The following is an 11,699-nucleotide window of genomic DNA, read 5'->3' on the forward strand; positions in this document are numbered from 1 at the left end:
GTTATCGAGGATTCGATCGGCAATGTGGAAGGCTTCATCGCGCAGTTATCGCCTGCGGATTTGCGCGGCGCCGCGCGTCTGCTCGCCGATACGAAGCGCGGGCGCGTGCATGGCCTGCGCCAGTTCAGCGCGCTCACGAATTTCGTCTGCTATGGCTTCGGCGTGCCGCCCGCGCGGCACGCGTTCCTCATTCCACACGAGAGCAGTTTCTTCAGCAACAGCATGGGCGCGTATCTCGTGTTCTGCGAGGGTCTGCTCAATCTCGTCGCGGCCCATCTCGGCAAGCGTTCGCTAGAGGCGCTGGAACGACGCGAACGCCTGATCACGGCGCTCGGCATCGAAAGCTCATAGCGTGCTTCAGATCACGCGCTCGCGCACCCAGCCCGACACGAGATCGATCAGCGACACGATCACGATGACGATCAGCATCACCGCCGCCGTCTGCGCATAATTGAACGAGCGGATCGCCTCATACAGCACGACGCCGATCCCGCCCGCGCCGACCATGCCGACGACCATCGCGGAGCGCACGTTCGATTCGAAGCGATACAGCGCGAACGAGATCCACAGCGGCAGCACTTGCGGCAGCACGCCATAGACGATTTCATCGAGGCTGCTCGCGCCCGTCGCGCGCACGCCTTCTGCCGGCCTCGCATCGACGGCTTCGACTGCTTCGGCAAAGAGCTTCGCGAGCACGCCTGTCGTGTGCACCCACAACGCGAGCACGCCCGCGAACGGCCCGAGGCCCACCGCGACGATGAACAGCATTGCGAAGACCATCTCGTTGATCGCGCGGCACGCGTCCATCAATCGACGCACCGGCTGCGCGATCCACACCGGCGCGATGTTCTGCGCCGACAGCAGTCCGCACGGCACCGCGCAGATCAGCGCGAGCGCCGTGCCCCATACCGCGACCGCGAGCGTCACGATCATTTCATGCACGTACGTGCGCCATTCCGCGAAGTCGGGCGGAAAGAAGTCGCGCGCGAACTGGCTCATGTTGCCCGATGCGCCGAGCAGATCGAGCGGACGCATGTCCGCGCTCTGCCATGAAAGCCCGAGCACGGCGATCAAGACGATCCAGCCGAGCATCGACGTCCAGCTTCGCTTGGGCGCGCTCGCCTGCACGGGACGTGCAATGCCGGCCTCGAAGGTGCTGATATCGAGTGGCTTCATTTACTTCGCCGCCGTGGCGTCGAGCGCGGCGATCTTCTGATCGAGCGCCGCGATCTGTGCGTTCTTGTCGGCGGTGTCGAGATGCGCGTCGTTCTGCACCTGCTCCTTCTTCTGGAACAGCGCCATCTGGCGAATCGGCACGAGTTGCGCGTTCGACGAATCCGCGAAACCCGAATAACCCGAGATCGCCGTCATCACGGCTTGCTCGCGCGGATCCTTCTCCGCGTAGTGATCGAAGAAGCCGCGCAACTTGTCCTTCGTCGCCTGCGGCAGATCGCGACGCCACACGAGCGGGTCCGACGGAATCAGCGGCGACTTCCACAGCACGCGGACCTTCGGATACAGCTCCGGATGTTGCGTCTTGATGGTGTCGAGCATGTCGGTGTTGTTGGTCGCGACATCGATCTTGTCGTTCACGACCGCCAGCATGTTCGCCTCATGACTCGACGGCAGCACGCTCTTGAACGCGCGCTTCGCGTTGATGCCGTTCTTCGCGAACAGATAGTACGAAGGCACGAGCGTGCCCGAGGTCGAATTCGGATCGCCGAAACCGAGATTGATGTCCTTCGTGTTCTTCAGCACCTGATCGAGCGACTTCCACTTGCTGTTCGCATTCGTGATGAGCAGCGAATAGTAGCCCGCTTCGCCGTTCTTGTACTTCACCTTCGCGAACACTTCGCCATTCGAGCGATCCACCGCTTCGATGGCCGATGCATTGCCGAAGAAACCGATCTGCACTTTGTTGAAGCGCATCGCTTCGATGATGCCCGCATAGTCGGTTGCGAAATACGCCTTCACGTCGAGACCGGTCTGCTTGTTCAGATCGTCGATGAGCGGTTGCCAGCGCTGTTTGAGCGCGGCGGAAGAATCTGTCGAGATGATGCCGAAGTTGATCGTCTCGGCAAGAACGCTCTGCGTCAGAAGGCACGACGCGAGCGCGGCGCCAGCCAGGAAGAAACGGGCTGTTTTCATGATGCGATCCAGGGTTGATGAATGAGTGGGATTCAGCCTGCGGCCGATGCGAATGACGGCGACGCCTGCATGCGCGTGTCCCGCGCGAGCAGTTCATCCGCCGACGATCCGTATAGCTCGCGCAGAACCGCGGGCGTGAGGCGTTCGGACGGGCCATCGAAGACGACGCGGCCATCGCGCAGGGCGACGGCGCGCGGGCAATATTTCATCGCGATATCGATCTGATGCAGCGACACGACGACGGTCAGCTTGCGCTCGCGGTTGAGCGTCTGCATCAACTCCATGACGCGGCGCGCGGACTCGGGATCCAGCGATGCGATCGGCTCGTCGGCGAGCACGATGCGCGCGCGCTGCACGAGCGCGCGGGCCAGCGCGGCGCGTTGCTGCTGGCCGCCCGAAAGATGGCTCGCGCGTTCGAACGCGTGTTCGCCGATGCCCATCGCGGTAAGCGAGTCCATTGCGAGTGTGCGTTCGCCGCGCGGAAAACGCCCTGCGAGACGACGCCACAGCGACACGCGCGACAGCGCGCCGATCAGCACATTGGTCAGGACCGAAAGACGTCCGACGAGATTGAACTGCTGAAACACGAAGGCGACATCGCGGCGAATCGAACGCACTTCACGCACGATCTTGCCGTTTTGCTGAATCGGCCGGCCGAGCAGCGTGATATGCGACGGCGCGGGGTCGGATGCCGTGAAGCCCGCGATGTGCCGCAACAGCGTCGACTTGCCCGATCCCGACGCGCCGATGAGCGCGACCATTTCGCCCTCCTCCACGCGCAGATCGACGGAGTCGAGCGCCTTGCGGCCGTTCCTGAACGTCTTGGTGAGACGCTCGATGCGAATTGCGTCCATAGCTTTCCTCGATGGGCGCGCTCGAAACGGCGCGCTGAAACGTTCGGGAGATTCTAGAAAGCGAACATGACGAGACGGTGACGCGGATGAGACGTCTAGATGAATACATCACTTCGTCGCGTGGACGGATGAGACGATCGAGCAGGAAATCGATCCGAACGAGCATTCGCATTTGCGGCGCCGCGCGCGATGATGGTCGGCAGATGCAACAACCATTCGGGACACCATCATGAACACGATCCATACGGATGTAGCCATCATCGGCGCGGGCAGCGCGGGGCTTTCCGCGTATCGCGCGGCGAAAGCGGCGGGCGCGTCGGCGATTCTCATCGAAGGCGGCGCGCATGGGACGACGTGTGCGCGCGTCGGCTGTATGCCGTCGAAGCTGTTGATCGCCGCCGCCGATGCCGCTTATCACGCGGCGCACGGGGCGGCGTTCGGCGTGCATGTCGATGGCGCCGTGCGCGTCGACGGGCGCGAGGTGATGGCGCGGGTGAAGCGCGAGCGCGATCGCTTCGTCGGCTTCGTCGTCGCGGGCGTCGACGCGATGCCCGACGCCGACAAGCTCACCGGCTATGCGCGGTTCATCGACGATAACCTGCTGCAAGTGGGCGACCACACCAGAGTGCATGCGAAGAGCGTCGTGATCGCGACGGGATCGAGTCCCGTCATGCCGGCGATGTATCGCGCGCTAGGCGATCGCGCCGTCATCAACGACGATGTGTTCGCGTGGGATGACTTGCCGAAGCGTGTTGCTGTGATCGGCGCGGGCGTCATCGGCCTCGAACTCGGGCAGGCGCTGGCGCGGCTGGGCGTGCGGGTGTCGGTGCTGGGTGCGCGCGGGCGCGTCGGGCCGCTGACCGATCCCGATGTGCGGGCTTATGCGCAGCGCGTGTTCAGCGAGGCGTTTCATTTCGAGCCGCGCGCGCAGGTGGAGAGCGCTGTGCGCGAAGGCGATGAAGTGCGCCTGCGTTACGTCTCCAGCGAGGGCGCGTTGGTCGAGGATACGTTCGATTACGTGCTGGTGGCGGCGGGGCGCAAGCCGAATGTCGGCGGACTTGCCTTGCACGATACGTCGCTCGAACTCGATGACGATGGCTTGCCCGTCTATGATCCGCTGACGCTGCAGGCGGGCACGCGTCCGGTGTTCATCGCGGGCGATGCGAACGGCGTGCTGCCCTTGCTTCACGAAGCCGCCGATGAAGGTCGCGCGGCGGGTACGAATGCGGCGCGTTATCCGCAGGTTGTGCCGGTCGAGCGGCGGGCACCGATCGCGATCGCGTTCACCGATCCGGGTATTGCAATGGTCGGTGCGCGTCATGTAGACCTGGCGGTGGATTCCTTTGTGACTGGGGAAGTGAGCTTCGAGGATCAGGGGCGCAGCCGCGTGATGCTCAGGAATCGCGGGCTGATGCATGTGTATGTCGATCGCGGGAGCCGCAGGTTTGTCGGTGCGGAATGGATCGGGCCGGATGCGGAGCATATTGCGCATCTGCTTGCGTGGGGGTTGCAGATGAAGCTCACCGTCGATGAGATGTTGAGGATGCCGTTTTATCATCCCGTGGTGGAGGAAGGATTAAGGACGGCATTGCGGGATGCGGCTTCGAAGTTGGCTTGATAGTTGATGCGTGATGCTATCGGTTTGTCGCCTTGGCCCCGGCGACAAACCCAAACGCCAAGCAAAACAGCTACTCCAAAAACCACCTCCCCTCACATTCCTTCCGGATGAAATCCGCCAACCATTTGACCCGCGCGACATCCCGCGTTTCGGCGAGCGTCACGAGCCAATAAGACCGCGACAACGCGATCTCCTCCGGCAGCAACCGCACGAGATTGGCATCGGTCCGCGCGATGAAGCACGGCAAGACCCCGAGCCCCACACCACCCGATACTGCCGCCGCCTGACTGATAACATTTGAAATACGAATCGCAGGCACGAGAGAAGATGAAATCTGCGGCAGATAATTCAACTCCGCCGACCACATCTGATCTTCCACATATCCGACCCAGGGATGCCTGAGCAAATCGCGCCGCGATGCGATCTTGCGATGCCGCTCCAGATAATCCCTCGACGCATAAACCCCCAACGCGTAATCCGTTAGCTTGTGTGCATACACACGCCCTTGCGCGGGCCGCGTCATGCTGACCGCAAGATCCGCCTCGCGCTTCGAAAGACTGAACATACGCGGATTCGCGATCAACTCGATCTCGAGCTGCGGATGCACCGCCGCAATCTGCGCGATCCGTGGCGCCAGAAAATACGTGCCGAAGCCCTCCGGCGTACCGATACGCACGCTACCCGTCAGACCAATGGACGCATCCTCCAGCCGGTGACGCATGCGCGTCGCGAGGCTTTCCATGCCTTCCGCGTCGCTCAGCACGCGCTCACCCTCGGGCGTGAGCACGAACCCCTGCGAACTGCGATCGAAGAGCCGCACGCCGAGCGCCGTTTCGAGCGCGGCCACGCGCCGGCTCAGCGTCGAATGATCGACGCCCATCTGCTGCGCCGCAACCGTGAGCCGGCCCGAACGCGAGATGGCGAGGAAAGCCTGAATGTCGTCCCAGTCGAAGCCACGCATGGGGATTTGTGCACAGAGCGATTGCCGATTTGCCCATTCTATTGCAAGAAAGTCGCTGCTATCTTTTTCCTGAACTCTGCAAAGGCAGAGCAGGCAGACGCGAAACAATCAGGAGACACACAGCATGTCGCTCATCGCGAAACTCAAGGCTCGTGCGCAGGAAGGCAAGCCGGTCAAGGTCGGTCTGATCGGCGCAGGAAAATTCGGCTCGATGTATCTGTCGCAAGCGCCGCGCACGCCGGGCATTCATCTCGTCGGCGTCGCGGACCTTTCGCCCGATCGCGCGCGCGCATCGCTCAAGCGCGTGGGCTGGGAAGAAGCGCGCTACGCCGCGCGTTCTTGGAGCGAAGCCAGAGCCAACGGCTCCACCTTCATCACCGACGATGCCGACGCGATGATCGCAAGCGATCACGTCGATATCGTCATCGACGCGACCGGCAGCCCCGCCGCGGGCATTCATCACGCGCTGCTGTGCTGCAAGCATCGCAAGCACATCGTGATGGTCAATGTCGAAGCGGACGTGCTCGCCGGCCCCCTGCTCGCGCGACGCGCCGAGGAGGCAGGCATCATCTATTCGATGGCCTCCGGCGATCAACCCGCGCTGATCGCGGAACTGGTGGACTGGGCGCGCACCATCGGCATGGAAGTGATCTGCGCGGGCAAGGGCACGAAGTACCTGCCGATCTATCATCAATCGACGCCCGATACCGTCTGGGGCCATTACGGCTTCACCGAAGAACAGGTCGGCTCCGGCGACTTCAACGCGCAGATGTTCAACTCGTTTCTCGACGGCACGAAGTCCGCGCTCGAAATGGCCGCGGTCTCGAATGCCTGCGATCTGCGCCCGCCCGCCGATGGCCTCGCGTTTCCCGCATGCGGCGTCGACGATCTGCCGACGCTGCTGCGTCCCGCATCCGATGGCGGGATTCTTCCGCATCGCGGCAGCGTCGAAGTGGTGTCGTCGCTCGAACGCGACGGACGTCCCGTGTTCCGCGATCTGCGCTGGGGCGTGTACGCGGTCTTCGAAGCGCCGACCGACTACGTGCGCGACTGTTTCGCGCAATACGGCCTCAAGACCGACAGCACGGGCCGCTTCGCCGCGATGTACAAGCCGTACCACCTGATCGGTCTCGAACTCGGGCAATCGATCGCGAGCATCGCCGTGCGCGGCGAAGCGACCGGCGCGACCTCGGGCTTTCATGGCGATGTCGCCGCCACCGCGAAGCGCGATCTGCGCGCGGGCGAACGTCTCGACGGTGAAGGCGGCCACACCGTCTACGGCAAACTGATGCCCTCCGCCGATTCGCTGATTCAGGGCGCATTGCCTATCGGGCTCGCCCATAACATGGTGCTGCAACGTCCGGTCGCGGCGGGGCAACCCGTGCGCTGGAGCGATGTCGCATTCGACGCGAACAAGGAAGCGGTGCGCGTGCGCCGCGAGATGGAAGAGATCTTTCGCGCCGAAATGAAGCTGGAGGTGCCCGCGCAGAAACTCGCCAGCTAAGGATATGCACGTTCTTTGACCCCCTTGTGCGCCCGGGACATTCGATGACCCGGGCGCTTCGCACTCTCAACGCCCGGCAAAGGGCGACGGAGGAGACATGAGCCAAATCAGCGAAACGCTAGGCGTCGCACAATCCACCACGACGGACGTGTACCGCAAGATCACGTGGCGCATCATGCCGTTCATCGTGCTGTGCTATCTCTGCAATTATCTGGATCGCGTGAATGTCGGCTTTGCGAAGCTGCAAATGCTGTCCGATCTCGGCTTTTCCGATGCAGTCTACGGACTCGGCGCGGGCATCTTCTTTATCGGCTATTTCATCTTCGAAGTACCGAGCAATCTGATCCTGCATCGCGTGGGCGCGCGGCGCTGGATCGCGCGCATCATGATCACGTGGGCGATCATTTCCGCGCTCACGCTCTTCGTGAAGACACCGTCCCAGTTCTATATCGTGCGCTTCCTGCTGGGCGTCGCCGAAGCGGGTTTCTCGCCGGGCATCATGCTCTATCTCACCTACTGGTTTCCGGCGAAGAAGCGCGGTTTCGCTTACGGCGTGTATTACATCGCGATTCCGCTCGCGGGCATCGTAGGCGGCCCGCTGTCGGGCTGGATTCTCTCTGCGTTCAGGCACTCGGGCGTCATGGCCGCGTGGCAATGGCTCTTTCTGATCGAAGCGATTCCCGCGTTCGTCGTCGGCATCATGGTGCTGTGGCTCATGGTCGACAAGCCCAGTCAGGCGAAATGGCTCACCGACGAGGAAAAGCGCCTCGTCACGCATGCGGTCGAACGCGAGGACGCGGACAAGACGGCGCATCACAACGCGCGCGCGTTCCTCTCCGACATCAACATCTGGAAGCTGTGCGGCGTGTATTTCTGCCAGATCATCGGGCTCTATGGAATCAGCTTCTGGCTGCCGTCGATTATCAGGGACAGCGGGCTCACGAACGTCGAAGTGATCGGCTGGCTTTCGGCGGTGCCGTATCTCGTCGCGATTCCCGCGATCATTCTCACGGGCATCAGCGCCGACAAGTTCCGCTCACGCCGCATGCACTTTTCCATTGCGCTCGTGATCGGCGCGATAGGCTTTGCCGCGAGCGGTTATGTCGGGCATCAACCGGTGCTCGCGGTCATCGCGCTATCGGTTGCGGCGGCGGGCATTCTGTCGGCGCTGTCGTTGTTCTGGGGCATTCCTGCCGCGTTTCTCGCGGGCACGTCCGCTGCGGCAGGCATCGCGGGGATCAATTGCGTCGGCAATCTCGCGGGTTTCGTGTCGCCCTACATGGTCGGCTGGCTGAACGTGACGACGCACAACAACAGCATCGGGCTGTATGCGGTCGCGGCGTTCATGATCGTCGGTGCGTTCGCGGTCAGGGCGATTTCGGGACAGCTCGCGGATCGTTGATGGCGTGGCGATGAGCGAAAGCGCCCGCAGTCGATGCGGGCGCTTCCGCTTCAATCGGCGGTGGCCGCCATGCACGTAAAATGGCCCCATGTCGAAATTGCCTTCCACCGATTCCCGGCAAGCGCCCGAGTTGCCGCTTCACACGCCAAGCACCGCGTCGCTCGCGCTCGCGGCCGCCATCGCGATGATCGCGTGGCTCGCGTTCGCCGCGCAGACGGACATCACCATCGCGCGCCTCGTCAATCGCGGCTTCACCGTATTCGAGGGCGTGGCGCGTATGACCAGCTATCTGACGAATCTGACCGTGCTGCTGACTGCGTTCTGCTTTACGTGTGTCGCGACGCGCGCGCGGTTTCCATTCGCGCGGTTTTTTCGCCAGCCGACCGTCGTGACGGCGGTGGTCGTGTATATCGTGTTCGTCGGGATCGCGTACAACGCGTTGCTGCGTTATCTGTGGACGCCGTCGGGGTATCGCGCGCTCGTCAACGAATCGCTGCACACCGTGGTGCCCGCGCTCGCGGCCTTGTACTGGTTCTTCTTCGTGCCGCGCTTTCATCTGTCGTTGCGACGATGCGCGCTATGGCTCGTCTATCCGCTGTCTTATCTTTGCGTGACGCTATGGCGCGGAAGACTGTCCGATTTCTATCCCTATCCGTTCATCAACGTCGCGGAACTGGGTTATGAGCGCGTGCTCTTCAACGCGACGATGCTCGTCGTCGCGTTCGTCGTGCTGATGTGCGTCTTCCTCGTGATCAATCATCGGCGCGAGGATTTGAGTGTGGCTGATTCGGACGCCGAATCCGGCGACTAGCCGGTCACCCGCTTGCGGTTCACGACGAGATCGGCGATGAACGCGATCGCAAGCGCACTCGCCCCACACGCGAAAATCAACGCGTAGTTGTCGTGCGTGTGCGAGAACAGGAACGAATAGCCATAGCCCGCCATCGCCTGGCATAACGCAAACGCCGATGTCGCCCGGCTCCATGCCGCACGCTGCCCCGCGTGATCGTGCGGCAGCAACTCATGCACACGCCCGAGCGCAAGCGGCACGATACCCGGCGTCGAAACGCCGAGCGCGATGGTCGCGACACCGATCGCATAAGGATTCGCCGACAACGCCAGCAACGCCGCCGACAACGCCTGCAATAACAACGAAAAACGATAAGCCATGCCGAAGCCGATGCGATCGCCCACGCTTCCGCAAATAAGCGGCCCGAAAATCGCCGCGACGCCATACATAACCCAGTAACGCGCGCCCACATCGGCGCCACGGCCATAACCACGCGCGATGCAATCGACGAGCAGAATCATCACGGGCACGAGGCCCAGCGCGTTCGCCGCATATTGCGCATACAGAAGACGCAAGCGCGCGCCATCGTGTGCATTGAGACGCGGGGCCGCGTCCTGCGCGGCGATGGCGGGCGGATTGGACGCCGGCCAGCCGAACCACGCGATCGCCGTGAGCGCGAGCGAGAACACGCCGAGACCCATCCACGTATCGTGCAGACCGTAATGCAGCAGCTTTGGAATCAGCGTGCCCGATGCCGCAATGCCGAAGCCCAGGCCGATGAAGATCATCCCGCTCGCGAAGCCTCGCCGGGCCGGCGGAATGTGCGGCAGGATCGTCGTCGCGACGAGCACCATGGTCGCGCCTCCGGACAGACCCGACAGGAACCGCCACGCGAAGAACCACGCTATCGAGAGCGGAAATGCGCAGGCAAAGAAGGCCGCCGTCGCGACCGCCATCAGAAGACGCAGCGCGTGGCGGTTCGTGAGCGCATGGGCGATCGCGCGGCCGAACAGCGCGCCCGCGAAATAACCCGCGAAGTTCGCCGCGCCGAGCGTCACCGCCTGCGATGACGTGAACCAGTGCGCCTCGATGAGCGGCGGAATGAGCGGCGTGTAAGCGAAGCGCGCAAGGCCGATCGCAACAAGGCTCGCGCAAAATCCAGCGAGCATCGCGAACAGCGCGCGGGCGTCGAGTGAAGCGTGCTGACCGGCGTGTGCGGCCGATACGGTTTGATCCGACATGATGAAGGCTCCCGCGGCCGGATGCGTGTGCATGCGGCCGGACGACGTGACAAAAAAGGTATGGAGGTTCAGCGCTTGCCGGCGTTCAGACCGAGCGGCGGCAACTTCAGCATCGCCAGCGTCGGCGCGACGGCGCCGCTCAGCAACGCAGGCTTCGGATCGACGCGCGCCAGCACGCGCAGGCCGAGCAGCACCGCGAGCAGATTCGTCGCGGCGGCCTCGGCGGGCACCACGCGCTCGATATCGCCGCTCTTGATGCCGGCCTTCATGCACCGCTCGAAGAACGCGCGCAGCAACGCCATCTCCGCTGCAATGCGTTCCCGGAACGCCTCGTCTTCCGGCGATGCGCCGAGCGCCGCGTTCACCAGCATGCAGCCACGCCGATGCTCGTCCGACACCGAGCGCTCGACGATCTCGCGAAAGAAGGCGGCGATCGCACGGCCCGGTGTCATCGACGATTCGAGCCGTTGAATGCGCTCGCGCAAGGTGTGATCCAGATAGTGATCGAGCGCACGCAGAAACAGCGCGCGCTTGTCGCCGAAAGCGTTATACAGGCTCGGTTGCGTAAGACCCGTGTACTGCACGAGGTCGCGCGTGGAGGTGCCGTCGTAGCCGTGCGTCCAGAACGCGTCGGCGACGGCGTCCAGCACGCTGTCTTCGTCGAAATTGCGCGGTCGCGCCATGATCCTGCTCCATCGAATGAGTGGCCGATGTTTTATATCGCTCGATACAGAACCGATTATATATCGATAGATACAAAACCATGCGGCATCTCCATTCGGCGATGCGGGTCTTGTCCTGCGGGGGAAATGTACTGAGGAAATGCGAGGCGCTTCGAGGATGCGCGCGCATCCTCGAAGGCGTGGAGATGTCAGGCTTCTTTCGTGTCGAACATCAGCAACTCGACGCCGGCTTGCGCGAAATTGGCGAGATCGGCGGCGGTTTTCTGACCTTCGGGCGAGCCGAGCGCCGTCTGGATCGCTTCGAGCGAATCGAATTGCAGCAGCGCGACGAGGTGATAAGGCGAATCTCCCGACGCCGTCGCCACCGGACCCGTGCTGATCTCATAGCGCCGCAGACCCGGCAGCGTCTTCGCGAGCGGCGCATGAGTCGAGGCGTAGTAATCGTCGAATGCCTTCGTGTCGGACGGGTTCTTGTACAGCGCTACGAGCTGGGCCATC

General features: G+C 63.0%; 11 protein-coding genes and 1 pseudogene. 5 read left to right on the forward strand and 7 right to left on the reverse strand.

Annotated elements, in window-relative coordinates:
* Window positions 1–9 precede the first annotated feature (9 nt).
* Window positions 10–351: pseudogene (locus NK8_RS20650) on the forward strand (RpiR family transcriptional regulator); the annotation flags it as partial.
* Window positions 352–357: 6 nt separating this feature from the next.
* Here NK8_RS20650 and phnE read toward each other — a convergent pair.
* The 3 genes from phnE to phnC all read right to left on the reverse strand — a co-directional run bounded on the left by phnE (window position 358) and on the right by phnC (window position 3,002).
* A complete protein-coding gene (gene phnE / locus NK8_RS20655; RefSeq protein ID WP_225936337.1) occupies window positions 358–1,092 on the reverse strand; it encodes a phosphonate ABC transporter, permease protein PhnE in 735 nt (244 codons plus the stop codon).
* 84 nt (window positions 1,093–1,176) lie between these two features.
* A complete protein-coding gene (phnD, locus tag NK8_RS20660; RefSeq protein ID WP_213229360.1) occupies window positions 1,177–2,148 on the reverse strand; it encodes a phosphonate ABC transporter substrate-binding protein in 972 nt (323 codons plus the stop codon).
* A gap of 32 nt (window positions 2,149–2,180) precedes the next feature.
* Window positions 2,181–3,002, reverse strand: a complete 822-nt coding sequence (phnC, locus tag NK8_RS20665; protein ID WP_213229362.1) for a phosphonate ABC transporter ATP-binding protein — start codon at window positions 3,000–3,002, stop codon at window positions 2,181–2,183.
* A 229-nt stretch (window positions 3,003–3,231) separates the two neighbouring features.
* Here phnC and NK8_RS20670 point away from each other — a divergent pair, with 229 nt between their 5' ends.
* Window positions 3,232–4,620: a dihydrolipoyl dehydrogenase gene (locus NK8_RS20670; RefSeq protein ID WP_213229363.1), complete on the forward strand. Its 1,389-nt coding sequence runs from the start codon at window positions 3,232–3,234 to the stop codon at window positions 4,618–4,620.
* A gap of 70 nt (window positions 4,621–4,690) precedes the next feature.
* Here the strand turns inward: NK8_RS20670 and NK8_RS20675 are convergent, their stop codons facing one another.
* Window positions 4,691–5,581, reverse strand: a complete 891-nt coding sequence (locus NK8_RS20675; RefSeq protein WP_162068284.1) for a LysR family transcriptional regulator — start codon at window positions 5,579–5,581, stop codon at window positions 4,691–4,693.
* Window positions 5,582–5,705: 124 nt separating this feature from the next.
* On the opposite strand from NK8_RS20675, the gene NK8_RS20680 reads away from it, so the two are divergent.
* The 3 genes from NK8_RS20680 (at window position 5,706) to NK8_RS20690 (ending at window position 9,298) form a co-directional block, all read left to right on the forward strand.
* Window positions 5,706–7,085, forward strand: coding sequence for an NAD(P)H-dependent oxidoreductase (locus NK8_RS20680; protein ID WP_213229365.1), 1,380 nt, complete (start codon window positions 5,706–5,708; stop codon window positions 7,083–7,085).
* A gap of 97 nt (window positions 7,086–7,182) precedes the next feature.
* Window positions 7,183–8,487, forward strand: coding sequence for an MFS transporter (locus NK8_RS20685; RefSeq protein WP_213229367.1), 1,305 nt, complete (start codon window positions 7,183–7,185; stop codon window positions 8,485–8,487).
* Between the two features lie 88 nt (window positions 8,488–8,575).
* Window positions 8,576–9,298 (forward strand): Pr6Pr family membrane protein, encoded by a 723-nt coding sequence (locus NK8_RS20690; RefSeq protein WP_213229369.1) that lies wholly within the window; start codon window positions 8,576–8,578, stop codon window positions 9,296–9,298.
* On the opposite strand, the gene NK8_RS20695 is transcribed toward NK8_RS20690, so the two are convergent.
* From NK8_RS20695 to NK8_RS20705, 3 genes are all read right to left on the reverse strand, one after another.
* Window positions 9,295–10,518, reverse strand: coding sequence for a YbfB/YjiJ family MFS transporter (locus tag NK8_RS20695; protein WP_213229371.1), 1,224 nt, complete (start codon window positions 10,516–10,518; stop codon window positions 9,295–9,297). The two genes, NK8_RS20690 and NK8_RS20695, sit on opposite strands and share 4 nt — an antisense overlap.
* A 68-nt stretch (window positions 10,519–10,586) precedes the next feature.
* Window positions 10,587–11,201 (reverse strand): TetR/AcrR family transcriptional regulator, encoded by a 615-nt coding sequence (locus NK8_RS20700; RefSeq protein WP_213229373.1) that lies wholly within the window; start codon window positions 11,199–11,201, stop codon window positions 10,587–10,589.
* A 188-nt stretch (window positions 11,202–11,389) separates the two neighbouring features.
* Window positions 11,390–11,698: an EthD family reductase gene (locus NK8_RS20705; protein ID WP_213229375.1), complete on the reverse strand. Its 309-nt coding sequence runs from the start codon at window positions 11,696–11,698 to the stop codon at window positions 11,390–11,392.
* Between the last annotated feature and the right edge of the window lies 1 nt (window position 11,699).

The sequence above is a fragment of the Caballeronia sp. NK8 genome, assembly GCF_018408855.1.
GTDB lineage: Bacteria > Pseudomonadota > Gammaproteobacteria > Burkholderiales > Burkholderiaceae > Caballeronia.